Annotated in this window: 16 protein-coding genes and 1 CRISPR repeat array (1 of these 17 running past the window's edge); of the genes, 4 read left to right on the top strand and 12 right to left on the bottom strand. The window is 40.7% G+C overall.

The window, feature by feature from the left end; translation table 11 throughout:
• A CRISPR array of direct repeats spans positions 1–230; the repeat unit is 38 nt; unit sequence GTCTTAATCCCTTTTCTCAGGGCTTTGTCCTAACGGAC (it extends 1,748 nt beyond the left edge of the window).
• A 180-nt stretch (positions 231–410) separates the two neighbouring features.
• The 7 genes from cas2 to AAEU28_RS12185 all read right to left on the bottom strand — a co-directional run bounded on the left by cas2 (position 411) and on the right by AAEU28_RS12185 (position 5,537).
• Positions 411–710, bottom strand: coding sequence for a CRISPR-associated endonuclease Cas2 (cas2, locus tag AAEU28_RS12155; protein WP_421964359.1), 300 nt, complete (start codon positions 708–710; stop codon positions 411–413).
• Positions 700–1,578, bottom strand: coding sequence for a CRISPR-associated endonuclease Cas1 (cas1, locus tag AAEU28_RS12160; RefSeq protein WP_421964360.1), 879 nt, complete (start codon positions 1,576–1,578; stop codon positions 700–702). The genes cas2 and cas1 overlap by 11 nt, the downstream gene beginning before the upstream one ends.
• Positions 1,579–1,656: 78 nt before the next feature.
• Positions 1,657–1,959, bottom strand: a complete 303-nt coding sequence (gene csx16 / locus AAEU28_RS12165; RefSeq protein ID WP_421964361.1) for a CRISPR-associated protein Csx16 — start codon at positions 1,957–1,959, stop codon at positions 1,657–1,659.
• Positions 1,959–3,179 carry a Card1-like endonuclease domain-containing protein gene (locus AAEU28_RS12170; RefSeq protein ID WP_421964362.1) on the bottom strand — a complete coding sequence of 407 codons (1,221 nt, stop codon included), beginning with the start codon at positions 3,177–3,179 and terminating at the stop codon, positions 1,959–1,961. The genes csx16 and AAEU28_RS12170 overlap by 1 nt, the downstream gene beginning before the upstream one ends.
• Before the next feature lie 109 nt (positions 3,180–3,288).
• A complete protein-coding gene (locus tag AAEU28_RS12175; RefSeq protein WP_421964363.1) occupies positions 3,289–3,987 on the bottom strand; it encodes a GTPase family protein in 699 nt (232 codons plus the stop codon).
• A 30-nt stretch (positions 3,988–4,017) separates the two neighbouring features.
• The gene (locus AAEU28_RS12180; protein WP_421964364.1) at positions 4,018–4,998 is read right to left on the bottom strand and encodes a GTPase; all 981 of its coding nucleotides are present in this window, start codon (positions 4,996–4,998) and stop codon (positions 4,018–4,020) included.
• A gap of 41 nt (positions 4,999–5,039) precedes the next feature.
• Positions 5,040–5,537 (bottom strand): hypothetical protein, encoded by a 498-nt coding sequence (locus AAEU28_RS12185; RefSeq protein ID WP_421964365.1) that lies wholly within the window; start codon positions 5,535–5,537, stop codon positions 5,040–5,042.
• A gap of 806 nt (positions 5,538–6,343) precedes the next feature.
• On the opposite strand from AAEU28_RS12185, the gene AAEU28_RS12190 reads away from it, so the two are divergent.
• Positions 6,344–6,499 (top strand): hypothetical protein, encoded by a 156-nt coding sequence (locus AAEU28_RS12190; protein WP_169792717.1) that lies wholly within the window; start codon positions 6,344–6,346, stop codon positions 6,497–6,499.
• Positions 6,500–6,719: 220 nt separating this feature from the next.
• Entirely contained in the window at positions 6,720–7,244 is a 525-nt protein-coding gene (ftnA, locus tag AAEU28_RS12195) for a non-heme ferritin (RefSeq protein WP_421964366.1), read from the top strand.
• Positions 7,245–7,308: 64 nt separating this feature from the next.
• On the opposite strand, the gene AAEU28_RS12200 is transcribed toward ftnA, so the two are convergent.
• The 5 genes from AAEU28_RS12200 to AAEU28_RS12220 form a co-directional block, all read right to left on the bottom strand.
• Positions 7,309–9,114 (bottom strand): alpha-keto acid decarboxylase family protein, encoded by a 1,806-nt coding sequence (locus AAEU28_RS12200; protein WP_421964367.1) that lies wholly within the window; start codon positions 9,112–9,114, stop codon positions 7,309–7,311.
• A 65-nt stretch (positions 9,115–9,179) separates the two neighbouring features.
• Entirely contained in the window at positions 9,180–11,147 is a 1,968-nt protein-coding gene (locus AAEU28_RS12205; protein WP_421964368.1) for an FAD-dependent L-amino acid oxidase, read from the bottom strand.
• Between the two features lie 293 nt (positions 11,148–11,440).
• Positions 11,441–12,817: a class II fumarate hydratase gene (locus AAEU28_RS12210; protein ID WP_421964369.1), complete on the bottom strand. Its 1,377-nt coding sequence runs from the start codon at positions 12,815–12,817 to the stop codon at positions 11,441–11,443.
• A gap of 9 nt (positions 12,818–12,826) precedes the next feature.
• Positions 12,827–13,198 carry a hypothetical protein gene (locus AAEU28_RS12215; RefSeq protein ID WP_349285932.1) on the bottom strand — a complete coding sequence of 124 codons (372 nt, stop codon included), beginning with the start codon at positions 13,196–13,198 and terminating at the stop codon, positions 12,827–12,829.
• Between the two features lie 300 nt (positions 13,199–13,498).
• Positions 13,499–15,025 carry a fumarate hydratase gene (locus AAEU28_RS12220; RefSeq protein ID WP_130255919.1) on the bottom strand — a complete coding sequence of 509 codons (1,527 nt, stop codon included), beginning with the start codon at positions 15,023–15,025 and terminating at the stop codon, positions 13,499–13,501.
• A 145-nt stretch (positions 15,026–15,170) separates the two neighbouring features.
• Here AAEU28_RS12220 and pabB point away from each other — a divergent pair, with 145 nt between their 5' ends.
• Both pabB and AAEU28_RS12230 read left to right on the top strand, forming a co-directional pair.
• On the top strand, positions 15,171–16,523 hold the full coding sequence (gene pabB, locus AAEU28_RS12225; protein ID WP_421964370.1) for an aminodeoxychorismate synthase component I: 1,353 nt from the start codon (positions 15,171–15,173) through the stop codon (positions 16,521–16,523).
• Between the two features lie 21 nt (positions 16,524–16,544).
• Complete coding sequence (locus AAEU28_RS12230) at positions 16,545–17,105, top strand: CoA pyrophosphatase (protein WP_421964371.1); 561 nt, start codon at positions 16,545–16,547, stop codon at positions 17,103–17,105.
• Positions 17,106–17,164: the final 59 nt, after the last annotated feature.

A 17,164-nucleotide genomic window follows, 5' to 3' on the forward strand; every position in this document is an offset into this window, starting at 1 on the left:
TTTGTCCTAACGGACTCCCCATCCTAAGCATAAGGAATAAAACAATGCAGTCTTAATCCCTTTTCTCAGGGCTTTGTCCTAACGGACTCTACTAGTCAGATAATAAATCCCGCTAACTTAAGTCTTAATCCCTTTTCTCAGGGCTTTGTCCTAACGGACTATAACGCTCTTCTGTGCTATGTGCATCCAAATGTCTTAATCCCTTTTCTCAGGGCTTTGTCCTAACGGACAGTGCCAACTTTATAACTCATTGTTTCTATTAAAGCAATGCTTTGGTATCTGAGTTTATTAATAGTTAAAGCTAAACACTAAAAAATTGCAAATTTCATACCAAACAATCAAATTTAAATACACTTCAACTATAGCTCCTTGATCTGTTTATATGAATTTCAAAGTCACAGAATTCAAAATTAACTCACAAACCCTTCAAGCCGAGGATCTGAATGTATTAACATCAGCGGGCTTTGTGGCATTAAATGAAAACTGCCCTCGAGGATCGTAAATGGTAAACACAAAAGCTTGTCAGACTCTTTATTTATCAGCGTTACTAGATAATCACATGCTGTTTGCCTTTCAGCTTTTGTGAGCGCCATAACAAACAATGACTTCTGTAATGGCCAGCCTCGTTTTGCACAATACTTATGTACTTTTTTCAATCGCCTGGGGCAGCTTATGTCATAACTAATTAACCAAAGAGGCTTATTGCTCATCGCACACCTCTATAAACTTTTGATGGCAACGTCTGGCTAACTCACGCAATTTTTCTTTGCGGCTTTTTTGCCAATGAAACCAGCTAGAATAAAAGACTTTTTGCCCCGCCTTGGTTAATAAACAAGCCTGCTTGTTGTATTGAAAATCCGCTGCAGTAAATACCTGATTATGCCACTGGTTGATTATCCATAGTTCTAATTCTGATCTGGTCAGCTCTTTAATATCAAGCACTAAGCTGGCGCGACGGTACCCTGTAGCATGGTGTATTCCTAATGTTAAATCAAACCCTTCTGCCAATAACGGGGCTGCGAGTGCGCTGTCTTCAAGTGTTGAGGTAAGTGACAACAATGCATTAATTGGGTCTTTTGGTGGTTGTCTTTCTCTGCCGTGAAAACCGTCACCAGCAAAATACGTTCGCCATTGCTGCCAGTAGTGTCGACTTAGCTCGGCTTCGTATAGCATTAAATTATCAGGTACTGACTCTGGGGCTGATAAACAAGGAAGGCCCAAACGATTTAGAATTTTATTCTGCCCTTTTCTTCGTGCTTCGATAATATCAAACGCTAATTTACGTCGTGTGTTAACTTGGCTTACCACATGGTATTGCAGTAACCTCAAACTGTTTGGTGCAGAGCTGGCGTTAAATATAGAGGCACAGCTTTTTTGCCCGAGTAATATGAGCTCTTTACCTAACTCTGATAGTTTTATTTGTAAGTCCGAGGTTATGCTTATCCCTTTGCCAATAATAAGTCGCTCTAACTCTGCTAAAGGGAGCAAACGGGCTGATTGCTCTGGGTGGCTAATATGTAACAACCCGCCTTCTAAAGATAATGCATGATTTGGCGTATCGAGGATCAAAGTAGTCATAGGCATCTCTAATTTTTAGACATGCTTTAAATTTAGTCGGCTAAACAAACCATGTTAGTGATGACCAATTGGTCAGCACTAACATGTATCACTATGCAGTCTCGAAATATGATATTGCGTCAATGAGCAACCCAGTTGTGTCATTCGCTCGGCACTGAGCTCTCGTCCTCTCAAATCTGCAGTTAGAGGCACGGTAAGATGAAAATACTTCCCCCCTTTTTTGATAAGCTCAGCGGCCATTGGAATAGGCAAAGTGCCTATGACCTCATCTCCCGCTTGCACAAGCGCGATATTTAAATGTGCTATAACCTGATCACACTCAAGGCCCTGCTGCCGACACCACTCAATTGCACCAGGGTGACGAGTCACTAGATAGCGCATTAATTTCCCATTTGCTGTTTTAATTGCATAAAGGTGTGCAGTAACTTTTCTTGCGTAGCATTGTCACACACCTTAATGCGGTTTGTTTTTGCACGATTCACCATTGCATCCGTCAGCGTGTAAGCGCTGATCAATAAGTTTTGAGCATATAATCCACCTAATTTAGAGCCTAAATTATCCAGCTTGTGCATTAGATCTTGTTCGCTGATTGACTGGTTTGTTTTACTCTGCCAATTTCTTGCTTTGCACTCTACGGTCAGTAGCTGGTTATTGTGGTTAATAAGAATATCAAATTCGTTATTTTTACCCTTAGTATAGAACGCATGTTTATCATCCCATACCCCTTCTACACTCATCGCGACTTCATCAAATCCACACTTTAGAGCTTGCAAATAAGCTAGCTCTTCAAGCCACAAACCCGCCAAATAACGACAAGCCTCTTCGCTGGTAAATTTAATTTCAACGCTCTGCCCATCCTGCCATTGGCACTGGATTAATTCAGCTTCGGCAAGCCTATTGTAAACTTTGGTAAAAAGTTTGTTATATACCTCTATGGTTTGCGTAAAGTTAGGACTGAAGTTTTGTGCCGCTTTAGACGCAGCCCCTTGCAACTGCCCCAACATGCCACGGCATTTTTCTGAAAACTGTTTACCCAAATATTCAGTTAACTCAGCGCGTTCACGCACATGAAAATCACTGTCACGATCAATACGGTCAGAACAATTAAAGTCATTTGCTGTTAATAACTCATCTAAAGTCAGCGTTGAGTTATACGGTAAACTGCCACTTTGTTGCTGATTGTTGAGTATATGAATGATTTTATTTTGTGAATCGGTATAAATGATCAATGCAGGAGTACCTTTCTCGGCTCGCTGAGCATTATAATTTTGCATGGCTAGCGTCATCGCCAATGACATAGGTTTAGTGCCACAAGTAACATTCAGTACCCAAAATTTGTCTTTGTGATTCGTCTCTAGATAATCAAGTAACTCGTTTGCTTGTTTATTTAACTCACTAATAATATGACTACTTGTGCCTTTAAACTCTTTAATGACAGGTATATCTCGTTGCGCATACAGTTTATTGAGTATTTTGCTTTTGTTTTCAAGTTTATCGTCACCCTGCACTAATATGACGCCTGTGCAATTGCTGTCTGAAAATGCGGGAATTAAATTGGCAGTGACCTGCTCTGAAACAAGATTGATATGTAGGGTTTCCATTCTCTACCTTATTAATAAAGTTAAGTTTTTGAATTTTTACAATATCAATAAAGGTGCATAAAACCTATTTTTTAAACACCTTTATTTTAATAAGTTTGATCTAACACCATTACGCAGCGCTAGAAGCGCAACGTTGCTCAGCCGGTAAGTGACTTGTTATATGCCCTAGCAGGGCATCTAGGTTGTAGTTAAATTTAGCGCTATAACAAATCGGCATAGCGACATTTAACCCTGTTGACTCATATATACGTCTTTGGACTGAACTGGCACTGAGATTCAGCTGCTTTTCTAGCGTGATATCAGGCCGATTAAGTTCATGTTGCCAATGCCTTCCTTTCATTATCATATCGGCCTGATTTATCACCACAATCACACGCTCTGGCGGTATAGCTTTAAGCACCACGTCAGTGAGTAACGTAAATGCAGTACCCAAGTCTCGTTTACCGCCTTCCAGTACGACCATAACCATATCAATCAGATAGTAGTCGAGATGACTCGTATTACCTTGTACTCTACAAAACTCATCAATTTTACTTTTAATACGCAGCCCATGCTGAGCATCATGTTGTTTGCTGTCGCCAAGTCCTGCTGAGTCATGAAAACGCAACGCGCTATTCAGCTGATAGCTACTTATCTTCTCTGTCTGAGGTGCAACGCCCTCGCCAACCTCAGCTTGTTGAGAGGCAAATAGTGCATTTATGGTGCTACTTTTACCACTCCCCGTTGCACCTACAATAAGAATATCAAGTGGTTGTAGTAATTGGCGTTCGTATAATGCCAGCTGCAATTCTGCTAAACGTTCTTGCATCACTTTGCTCCTTAAGCCGTTACACTCTTATCAGAAAAAACTTGAGAAAAAACCAATAACACCACCTACCACTGCGCCTGCAGTTCGTCCAATGACTCGGCCACCAGCTCCCATAAAGCTGCCTAGCTCTTCGCCAATTTCAGCACCAGTAGCAGCACCATCTTTAATCGATTCAAAGATAGACGTTTCAATTTCTTGTTTGTACTGCTTTTTCCCGTCATCATCTTGCCAAACGGTTTTATCATTATTCAGATCTTGTAAAATGGCAGCGCGCTTTTTGCTTTTTATATTCTGCACGATATAAAGAAGCAGTTTGCTCAAATTAAAGGGCGCTTGTTGCTCCTCTCCCTCTTTGTAACCTGCGGCATAATAAATAGGATCGGTTTCGACACCTGTTGACTCAAAAATACGTTGTTTCGTTGAAGCAACTTTTTCTTCTAAGAAGTTGATTAACGCAGGCTCAGGACAATTTTTATCAAAGTTCCACCCTCGCCCTTTCATGGCCATATCGGCCTGATTAATTGCGACCAGTAATCTGCTTGTATCTTTACCTAAGTTAGGAATGATGACTTTATTAATGAGCTCAAATGATGTACCCAGATCTCGGCTGCTACCGTCGAGGATCACCAATACCAAATCAATTAACAGCTCGCCGTCAGCATCTTTTTGATGCAGCTTTTCAATAATATTACTGGCATGACGCATATCAGCTTCTGCACCATCACCGAGTCCTGGGCTATCGAACAAAACAATATTCGATAATTCAAAACGTTTAATATACATAGTTTCAGGATCAACACCTTGACCCACCTTTGCGGTGTTTGTATTAAATAACGCATTAATGGTTGATGACTTTCCACAGCCTGTCGCACCCGTTATCAAAATATTTATTTTGCTGTTTTTGATTTCTTCAAAACGTGCAAACCATTTGTTTTTATCGTCAGAGCTTAGGCTAGTGTCGTTAGTAACAGCTTGACGAAAAACATCCGTAATATGTGATTGACTCATCATTTCTTTCTCCTAAGTTAAATAAAATAGATTACTCATTGAACTCACCACTGCGGTGTACCAACCAGCACTTTGGCTTTAACTTGACCTGCGACTTGTCTTTGATAATGAAAGCCATCAGGGTTGTTGGCTTGAATATGCTTACCCAGTAAGTTGGCGACTAAACTGGCATGAATGAGATAGCGATGGCCGCCACAATGTTGCAAAACAAAAGTTTCTGCGCGCTCAGATAACTCCATCCAGCTTTTCAACAGATCACTTTCAATGAGGCGTTTTAATGCATTTTTTGCACGACTTCCCGCCGTACGAGCAGTGGCCATGGCGACCAGCTTCCAACCACGTTTCGCCTTAAAAATTGTTACAGCAATAACTTGCTTATGACGGATCACTAAACGCCAGCGCTGCGTGTTACTAACAAGCTCTGACACCGAATCAAAGTGCAAGCCGCCAGCTACTTTGCGATAACTCTCAACCAATAAACTCCAAACTTGTGCTTGGTATTTTTGCATTTGCTCAGGAGTGTTCAGTGTCAAAGTTCTCATTGCATATCGCCTTGTGTGATGGACTGAAAACAGTATGCAATAAAACTAGAACGGCGGGCTGGATGACCAATTGGTGAGAAAAAATAGATTAACTTTTGAGCAAGGCTACAGGCTAATTAAAGCTGTATTAATGACTAAAAACTGCGATGCAAAAATTGCTGTGGTACCAAAAATCTGAGTTTGACTCCCCCTTTCTTGCTTTAAAAAAGTTTTAAATTTCAGTGCAATGAATAATTAAAAATATTGAAGAACACAATTTATCATTTTTAGTCATAAATAATGAAAATGACCAGAGAAACCCAACAAACAGTTGAATTAATTACACAAAATTGCTTTATAGTGACTTAATGCTTATACTTGTTGAACGTTAACGAATTCGCTCGAACACTGACGAAAAATAGAAAATAAATTACATATTTTTCAATCAGTTAAAGAGTCAAGACGGCGGTTCAACTCCCTTTCCGACAGTGACTCGGAAGTACCACATTTCGTACCACAAACCGTGGTACTTGAACAGAACAATACATTAAAAGTCAAAGGGTTAAGCTTTGGGTTCAACCTCCCCCAGCTCCACCAAACGTATAGATCAAGACATCTCAGGATGTCTTTTTTTATGTCTTTAATTCAATAACATCATAATCGTTTATCGTCAGCAACTTACCTTTTAACAAACTTAAGAGTTCTAAAATCTTACTCGCCATGCCCCCAATTTATCTGGCTTTTTACGTGTAATTCATGTAAAAAGCTCGCCTACTAGCCATATGATAATAATGTGTATTTGTATTTAACCAATTTAGTAGGTATCGATGAGTAAGACTTTATGTGAGTGGAAGCGAAAAGATATTGAAAGCAAGTTATCTCAGCTTGCTGATATTGTATCGCCTAGTCATTTTATTTGTAAAAAATGTGCGCGTTCTGCCAGTGATAAGAAATACCTTTGTAAAGGCACTAAACTGAAATAATCATTCGCATTCTTACTAACAATTTTACCTAAATAGTCATTCATCACCGGTTTTTACGTGATGAGCTTTAATGAGAGTGATTGCGCTTTCTGCTTAACTGGATTTTTGCATTTTTTCTCACCTAAATTGTTATTTTTATTTGTTTTTCTTTATGATCTACTTGTATTCATGAGCGTATTAAAGAACAATGCGTGCATAAATTCTTAGAGGAGTAACCGCTATGTTAGCCCCAGCAATGGTTGAAAAATTAAACGAGCAAATTAATTTAGAATTCTATTCTTCAAACCTATACTTACAAATGAGTGCTTGGTGTGAAGACAAAGGCTTCGAAGGTGCTGCTGAGTTTTTAAGAAAGCATGCCGTTGAAGAAATGGAACACATGAACCGTTTATTTACTTATGTAAGTGAAACCGGTGCATTACCAATCTTAGGTGCTATTGAAGCGCCTCCTCATGAGTTTAATTCTCTAGGTGATGTATTTAGAACCACTCTTGAGCATGAGTGCACCATCACTAAAGCAATCAATGAACTAACTCATGTTGCTTTCACTACACATGATTACTCCACGTTTAACTTCTTACAATGGTATGTTGCTGAACAACATGAAGAAGAAAAGCTGTTCAAAGGTATTTTAGATAAGCTAGAGCTAATCGGTGAAGATGGTAAAGCATTATTTTGGATCGACAAAGATCTTGCTGAATTAGCGAAAACGGGTAGTTCTTCTATCATGGAAGCTGGCGCTTAATCTAAAGCCCTAAACGAGAAAAGGTAGCTATTTGGCTACCTTTTTTGTTTGTTCATTCGAAAAGTTAAAACTTCCCTGCTGGCGGCCAGTTAGGGTTATCGATTTCATCTTCCCCCACTGCACTGTCAGCTTCAACCGCAATTGCATTAGGCACATTGTCTTTAGGAATACAGAGTTCAACAACGTAATTGTTATGATCATCAGCGCGAATTTCTTCCAGCACTCCGTACAATTGCTCTACAGAGGTCACTTTACGCCCTTGCCCACCAAATGCATCGGTAATTTTAGCAATTTCCCAATTTGGTAAATCATTATATTGATATACATCATTTAATAATTTATCTGGATAATCGACTTGGGGTTGTCTAAATGGATTCGGATTAACTAAATATTGCTCTATACCGTAAATCCCATTTGCAATCACAAATACAACCGTGTTCTGCCCATAAGCATGCTGATCGGCAACTGCTTGGCAAGTTTCATGAAATGCGCCATCTCCGACCACTACAATGGCACGCTTATCAGGAAATGCACATTTAATGCCTGTGCCCGCTGGCACTGAATAACCTATAGAAAGCCAAGCTGCTTGCGCAACAAAGCCATTTCTGCTTGGTACTTTAACACTCTGCGCACCAATTAAAGGGAAGCCGGCATCGACGACCATGATATCATCTTCAGTTAGCCACTGGCTCATGGCTGAGAAAAAGCTGTCATATCCTAAAGGTTGCGCTAGATTACTCTGGCTCGACATAAGCTTAAAGCTCTTATTGCTTTGAGTACGTAAGCCTGCGAGCTCTAGCAACTCCCTCTTCGCAGCTATATCAATAAATTCAGCCAACATAGCATCAATAAAGGCTTCTAGAGTCACAGATGCATAAAACTCAGCACCAACAAACACTCCTCCGTGCGCAGCTAGAATCGTGTTACTGCTGCGTATATCTTCATTGCCAGTATCTTTACCTGTGGTCCATGCACCAATACCAACTAACACGCCGTCTTCACCCACTAAATTATCAACTTCTTGTTTTTTTAATGTGACACAGCCTTCAAAGTAACGATGTGATTCTTCTATGACTGACTTGCTCAATGCTGATGTCACAAAATGAATATGTTGATCGGGCACAGTATGGGTTTCATTAATAAAATCGAGCAATGATAAGAACTTGTCTTGCAGGCCATACCTTTGTAATTCGATACCTGCCCAGAAAATACTTTTTGATTTACTGCGCATTAAATTTACCGCAGCTTTAGCTGCTGGTTTTGCTTCACTCACTGTAACCGTTGCACCCACACCAGAGCTAAGTTTAGCACTTGGTTTTTGACAATCCGCACGCCACACATCTTCAGCTACTTCAAAATATATGGGCCGACGCTCTGTCAACATAGCGGTAATCGCGGCATCAATTTGATAAGGTGCTTGTTTGGAATTGGTGATCCGCTCAGCTGCAACAGTCACAGGTTTAAACATATGAATGTCGACAAACTCATATCCCGTTGTATGAGAATACAGTAAGCCCGCTTGTTTTGAAATTTGGTCTTCTTTATTGGTTGGCGCACCATTTATTAAAATCACAGGCACTTGCTCGACATAAGAGCCGGCAATCGTATTGAGTAAACTAAATGCCCCCACACTGTAAGTCACATAAAGTGCACTCACGCCTTTTAATCTTGCATAGGCATCCGCGGCAAAGCCTGCGCAAATTTCGTTGGCGTTGCCTGATATTTTTATCGGGGAATTGTCATCTGCCAAAATCGTGTCTAATAACGCAGCCGTATAATTACCTGCTACCCCAAACATTTGTTCAATGCCAATTTGTTCCATTCTTACTTTTAAGTAATCTGCAACGGTAAAATTCTCTGTGATATTCATAATTTCTTTCCTGGAAATACAAAATGAAAAAAGGGCCAAAAAGGCCCTAACTCTTGGGGAAGTAGTTAAGCTTTATCGAAGTAGGTTAAATCAACACCCAACACACTGGCTTCAAGGCTTTGCTCACAAATATCAGATTGGTTCTGCTCTGATTCTGTGTAGTCGGAATCGAAGTACTTTTGGATCAACGTCTCACGTCTTTGTGCATAGCTGGCTTTAATCTCTTCAGACGCATCAGGATTTAAAGATGCAAATGGCTTAAGGTTAAAACCTTGCTCAAGAACTAAATCGGTAGAGCGCAGCGCGCCTTCTACCCAGCCTTGATAATCAGAGAAAGCTTCACCGCACGTAAATAAGTTGGGTAGTGGTTGCACCAAATCTTTCATTACTTGTCGGTCGTCTGCCCCCACCGCCCATTGATGCACCCCACAGCCAAACTGCTGTTCTACTGGCACATCGAAATTAACACTGCCTTGCCAAATACGCGCACTGGTTAAAATTGGCGCAGGTACATAATGTGTATTGAAGATGTCTTTAAAGAATCTCGTCGCTTGTTCTACAACAGCAACCGTTGCCGGGTACATATCGCCTGGTACACTTTCTACATAATTGTGCAGATCAGGGTGCTCATATTTAGGACCTGACGCTTGTAAGGCACTCCAGAAATTAATATTTAAGTAGTCACAGTAAATGGTCAGTGCAGCAGGTTTTTTGTATTTTTCTTTAGCTGTTTTATCTAGCTCAACTTGTACTTTATCAGACGCTGCTTGGCCACTTTCTTGATACATTAGCTGGGCTACTAGCTTCTCGTCTACAGCGTAAAATGGATAAACAGAACCTGTCGGTAAATCGGCAAAATTAGGGCCAAATTCAACGGCAGGACGACCAGTTGAGCCTTCTCCCCACCATGCACTGTCGTAATAGAGGTTTATTTTCAGTAACGGTTGATTTGATGCAGTTTGTAAAGTGTTCCAGATTTTTTCGGCGCGCTCTCGGTTATCGCTATTAAACGCATTTGATTTTGCGAACAACTTCTCAAGTGCCAAGCGTGGTAAACCTAAAATTACCTTATCAGCACGGAGCGTTTTTGTAGAGCCGCACTTGCAGTTGCCTTGTTGAATTTTAAGTTTGTACTCTTGTGTACATTCATCGAACTCAATACTTTCAACTGAAGAATCTAAATGAATGCGCTCAGTGCCAATTTTATCTACTAATGCATTCGGTAGTGTGCTGAAACCCTTTGTGAAAGTCTTAAACTGGACATTTGCCGGAAAATCCTCGAGTAATTGGTAGGCAACACCTGCATTCATACCCGATAAGAAGGTACCGTTAAAACCAAGTACGCGATACAGCATAGTGATGCATTCTTGGCTGTAACCCATATCGGTGAATAAATCCCACAAAGACCATTCATTCAAGCCTTTGCCATTCCATTTACAATCTAGGCGAAAATCTTGCCAAAACTCAGGGCCACGCGATTCGGGTCTATCTTTAAATTGCGGGTTAGCCTTTAGAATTCGGTTAAAAACAACGTTTACGATATCTTTTGGGTTTACGCCCTGCTCACTCGGTGCAAGGTTATAAAGTTCAGACCAAATTGCATAATCATCTTTTTGCGCATCTTTAACTGAAAAGCTTTCGCCCCTAAAGAATAGTCTGTTATTGCCGCCGCTATTCATTGGGAAAGGCACTATCTGATTTTCTAAATCTAGGGCTAAAAACAGCGCCATTAACGTATCCATGTCATCAAACAAGAAGCGCATACCGCCTTGCTCTTCTTTAACCTCTATATATTCTGGATCGCCACACTGATGATGTTGGTTTTTGAAATTCACCAGATCAGAATCTAGGCGACCGCCAGTTCTGTTTGAGCGTTCAAGTATGGCAAAGTCGCTTATACCTGCTTCATTTTGTAAACGCCACGCGCTGTAAAGTCCCGACATACCAGCGCCAACAATTGCCACTTTGACTTTATCACCTTCTTTTAGGTTACTTGCTTTAATACCAGAGCCAAGTTTGTAGTGAGTCATCATAATTCCTTAATATTTTCACTTAAAAATACTTAATAGCATTCGTCATTCATACCAACCCTTTAAATCCAAAAATCTATTTTTAGGATCAGCACAACCATTTTAAAAATCGCAACACTACTCAATCCATCGAATAATCAACGCGACAATCGCATCCTTATGAAAATGAAATGTAGTTTATAGGTAGCTAAAATGTAATTACAGGCAATTACAAAAATGTGTGAAATAAAAAGACTAGTAGAGGTGAGAGATAAAAACTTGGGCTATCAGTAAGTTAGCCCAAGTAAATTTTTTGCTTACAGACCGCCTTTTGTAAGCTTTTCTGGATTTAATAATTCTGCCAGTTCACTAACTGACAAATCAGTATGCTCACTTGCTACATCAACAATCGGGCGCCCTTCTTTGTATGCTGTTTTCGCGATAAATGCCGCTTTTTCATAACCTATGATCGGGTTGAGAGCCGTCACTAAAATAGGATTTTTTGCCAGTGCTTTATTAACGTTTTCTTCGTTCACATTGAATGTTGCAATGGCTTTATCAGCGAGGAGTCGGCTGACATTCGCCAAAATATCAATACTTTCAATAATGTTATGCGCAATCACAGGTAGCATAACATTGAGCTCAAAATTACCTGATTGACCCGCTACCGAAATTGTCGTGTCGTTACCAATCACTTGTGCACTGACCATGGCAGCGGCTTCTGGGATCACTGGGTTTACTTTACCAGGCATGATTGAAGAGCCAGGTTGTAGTGCTTCAAGTTCAATCTCAGCTAGACCTGCCAGTGGCCCTGAATTCATCCAACGTAAGTCGTTGGCAATTTTCATATTTGCTACAGCCATTGCTTTTAATTGTCCTGAAAGGCCAACAATCGCGTCTTGTGAACCAATATGGTAAAAATGATTGCTACTTGGCTTAAAGCGAATACCAATATTAGTACTTAAATATTGCGTAAATACTTTGGCAAATTGCGCGTCGGCATTCACCCCTGTGCCCACAGCCGTGCCGCCTTGAGCTAGTTCGTAGACTCTTTCAACACTGCTTAAAATACCTTGATAGGCACAATCAATTTGGTGTTGCCAGCCACCTAAAGTTTGTGCAAAAGTCACTGGCATCGCATCCATTAAGTGTGTACGACCCGTTTTAACCACATGGCCGACTTGTTTAGATTTTTGCTCTATGACTTGTGATAAGTGCTTTAACGCAGGTAATAACTCATAAACTACAGCAACCGCACTACTGACATGAATAGCGGTTGGAATAACATCGTTTGAGCTTTGCCCCATATTCACATCGTCATTAGGGTGGATCTGAATACCACTTTGCTGTGTTGCAAGTGTCGCTATTACCTCATTGGCATTCATATTTGAGCTTGTGCCAGAGCCTGTTTGAAACACATCAACCGGAAACTGGTCTAAGTGATCACCTTCAATAATACTTTGCGCTGCTTTGGCAATCGCCTGTGCTTTATCTTGTGGAAGATGCCCTAGCTCTGCATTTGCTTCAGCCGCCGCTTGTTTAATATAAGCAAGTGCTCGAATAAACTCTTGAGGCATAGTTAACTTGCTAACTGTAAAGTTATTAACTGCACGCTGAGTTTGTGCTTTATAAAGTGCGGCTTCAGGCACATCTAATACACCCATGCTGTCTGATTCTTGGCGAAATGTAGTCATCTTTGACTCCTATAAAAATGGATTAAATTCACGACACAGCACTCTTGCTTCAAGCTCCAGCGCCAAATATTTCTGTTTATCGGCTTGCTGCTGCTTGTAGAATCGCTTTAAGGCGAGAAGAGGCTTGTAAAGCTGCTCAAAACATTGTTTTCTGATTGACTCATGTACGAGTGGATCAGCAATTTTATTGAGTAACTCGTTGAATACTCTTTTTAAATACAGTTCTTGTAACAATGTGCAATGACTGCTGCCGTACCATTTTGCTAATGCCAAACTGCCCTCAATATATTGCGATACCAAAACAGGGGCTTCTAATTGAGGTCTACGACAGTGGGTTTTTAAACAAGGTGTGTAACAAGCAATAGTTTCTTTCAAACACATATGAACCGATTTCAAAATCACAATTGATAATCATTATCATTACAGTTAATCGATTGGTTTTCAAGTTTGAATTTGAAGAATTTACTTTGATGTGAATAATCAGAAATAAAGTTCGGGCACTGAGGTAGGAACAAATATGAAGAAATTCAGTGATTACGCGTCGTAATTATCTGAATGTAAACGCGATATAAAGTCACTGCTACCAAGCCACTCCTTTAGCACCTACTTTATTTTGGGCGTATAAATGCAAAAAGGAGTGAAAATTCACTCCTTTTTTATCATTTAAAACAAGCTAATTACTTATTTTAATTTGCTGTCTAGCTCTTCGATTTTAGCTTTCCAAATTGCAGGGCCAGCAGTGTGAGCATTGTTACCATCACTGTCTACTGCAACTGTTACTGGCATATCTTCTACTTCAAACTCGTAGATTGCTTCCATACCTAAATCTTCGAACGCTACTACGCGCGCTTTCTTGATTGCTTTAGATACTAGGTAAGCTGCACCACCTACTGCCATTAAGTAGATTGATTTGTTTTGCTTGATAGATTCAACTGTAGCTGGACCACGCTCAGCTTTACCGATCATGCCCACGATACCAGTGTTTTCTAGCATTAGGTCTGTGAACTTATCCATACGCGTTGCTGTAGTTGGACCTGCAGGACCTACCGCTTCGTCGCCTACTGCATCAACAGGACCTACGTAGTAAATAAATTTGTTCTCGAAATCTACACCTTCAGGTAAACCTTCACCTGACAAGATCATGTCTTGAAGACGCTTATGCGCAGCATCACGACCTGTTAAGATTTTACCTGAAAGAAGAACAGTTTCACCCATCTTCCAATCTAGCGTGTCTTCTTTCGTTAATGTGTCTAAGTTTACGCGACGTGTGTCTTCGCCAACTTCAAACGTCAGTTCAGGCCAATCTTCAACTTTAGGTGCTTTAAGATCAGCAGGACCTGAACCGTCTAATGTGAAGTGTACGTGACGAGTTGCCGCACAGTTCGGGATCATTACAACTGGCTTAGATGCAGCGTGTGTTGGTGCTGTTTTGATTTTAATATCAACAACTGTTGTTAAACCACCAAGGCCTTGTGCACCAATACCTAACTTGTTAGCACGTTCGAAGATGTCTAAACGTAGCTTTTCTTCAGCTGTTTCTGCACCGCGCTCGATTAATTCGTGGATATCAACCGGATCCATTAATGATTCTTTCGCTAGTACCGCTGCTTTTTCAGCTGTACCACCAATACCTATACCTAGCATGCCCGGTGGACACCAGCCTGCCCCCATAGTTGGCAGTGTTTTCTCAACCCAAGCAGCAACATCGTCAGATGGGTTAAGCATAACCATTTTAGTTTTGTTTTCTGAGCCGCCGCCTTTCGCTGCGATCATTACTTCAACTTCAGCGCCAGGCACCATGTCGATGTGTACAACTGATGGCGTGTTGTCTTTCGTATTCTTTCGTGCGCCAGCAGGATCGGCAACAATTGATGCACGAAGTGGGTTGTCAGGGCTGTTATAAGCACGACGTGTACCTTCATCCACCATTTGCTGAACTGTTAGGTCTGTTTTATCCCACTTAACATCCATACCAACTTTAACGAAACAAGTCACAATACCTGTATCTTGACAAAGTGGACGCTTGCCTTCTGCAGACATACGAGAGTTAATTAAGATCTGAGCAATCGCATCTTTGGCCGCTTTGCTTTCTTCTTTGTGGTACGCCTTTTCTAGCGCTTGTACAAAATCGAGTGGATGGTAATAAGAGATATACTGCAATGCATCTTCAATGCTGTCGATGAAGTCTTGCTGACGGATCATACTCATGACGGTTCCTTAATAATCGTAAGTCAAATATAGCTTACGCCTTTAACATGTTGACGGTTTTAAGTGATATACACATCACTATTGTAAAACTGGCAAATATGATACCCTCCTCGCCCGTTTCGGGCTAGTTTTCAGGTTCAAGTAAATGATAAATGAGCAAATCAATTGTAAAAAATTAGACATTAAGCTATCTACTGAGTTAGTTTTTGAGCAATTCGCCCATTTGCCTCACGCAGTTTTATTAGATTCAAGTAACGCGCAACACGAAAATAGCCGTTACGACATCATCAGTTTTGAGCCAAAACACCTCGTCGAAGCGAAAAATAAGCACGTATTTTTGGATGGTAAACAACAAACGCAAAGTTGTTTTGCCATTATGCAATCACTGTTAAATGATTTATCGAATACACAAACCGCTGAAAATTTACCTTTTACCGGTGGATGGTTAGGTTACTTTGGTTACGATTTGGGTCGTTATATTGAATCCATGCCCGAGTTGGCAATCGAAGACATTAATATGCCTGATATGAGTGCAGGTCTATATTTAGATGCGCTGATTTTTGATAATCAGACATCTGAGTGGTTTTATGTTTCTCAGCCAAACTTCGATCGCCTTGACACGTATTTAGCGGCAATTAACAATCAAGCTGCAAAAGCAGTTCCTTTTAAGCTCACCTCTGAGTGGCAATCGAATCTTGATAAAAGCGCGTATGAAAAACAGTTTGATAAAATTCAAGCTTATTTAAAAAGTGGCGACTGTTATCAAATTAACTTAGCTCAGCGCTTCAGTGCAGAGTTTAATGGCACCCCTTGGTCAGCCTACAAAACCCTCAGAGCACACAACAAAGCACCATTTGCTGCTTTTATAAATCACCCACATGGGTCAATTTTATCGGTGTCTCCTGAGCGTTTTATTTTAGTTGAAGATGGCAAAGTCGAAACTAAGCCAATCAAAGGTACACTGCCTAGATTAAAAGAAGCAACAGCCGATAAAGAGCAAGCTGAAATACTTAAAAATAGTCCTAAAGATCGCGCCGAAAATGTGATGATCGTTGACCTTCTCCGTAATGATTTAGGTAAAGTCGCTAAACCTGGCACTGTGACTGTGCCTAAACTATTTGATATTGAAAGCTTCCCTGCTGTTCACCACTTAGTGAGTACCGTACAAAGTGAACTAGCTGAAGGCAAAACCGCTATTGATCAATTAGAAGCGGCTTTTCCTGGCGGTTCCATCACTGGCGCCCCAAAAATTCGTGCTATGGAAATTATTGAAGAACTAGAGCCTCACCGTCGCAGCGTATATTGTGGTTCAATCGGTTATATCAGCGCGTGTGGCAAGATGGATACGTCAATTACCATTCGAACTTTGGTATGCAGTGAAGATAAAATTCATTGCTGGGCTGGCGGAGGCATTGTTGCTGATTCAAAAGCTGCATTGGAATACCAAGAAACTTTAGACAAGGTAAACAAAATATTACCTATACTTAGTAACAGCTAAGCAGTAAAACGGGAGGAGCAAATGAAGTTATCTGACATTTTATGTAAATTTAACCTCAGTGCGCCTCTCATTGACTCTGCCCATTTTGAGAATACCAGAGCAAGCGCGGTTTTATTACCTCTGCTTGAAGTAGACAACAAAGCCGCTTTGTTATTCTGCAAACGCGCAGCCTACTTAAAACACCATCCAAGTCAAATTTGCTTTCCGGGTGGTAAGTTTGAACAGTTTGACCCCTCACTTCAGGCCACAGCAATACGTGAAACCAACGAAGAGCTAGGTATTTGCCCTAGTCATATCAACTCTATCGGCCAATTACCTACCCACAACACCTTAACTGGCTTTACTATTTCGCCTATTGTCGCAACACTACAATCTCACGCTTCTTGGCACACTGACAGTGATGAGGTAGAACGCGTATTTACAATCTCACTCGAGCGTTTATTTGACGAAAAAAACTGGCGCTCAATCGAAGTACAATTAGGCGGAAAAAACCGAAAATTCGATATTTTTCCTACAGAACATGGCTTACTATGGGGCGCGACGGCTAAATTAGTTAAAAACTTTGCTCAACTGGTCAGCTAAGCACCATTCTGAGGGTGCAAAATAGTTACATTGCAATACTTTAACGTTATGATGTGCGT

Source organism: Pseudoalteromonas sp. SS15, assembly GCF_049257195.1.
GTDB lineage: Bacteria > Pseudomonadota > Gammaproteobacteria > Enterobacterales > Alteromonadaceae > Pseudoalteromonas.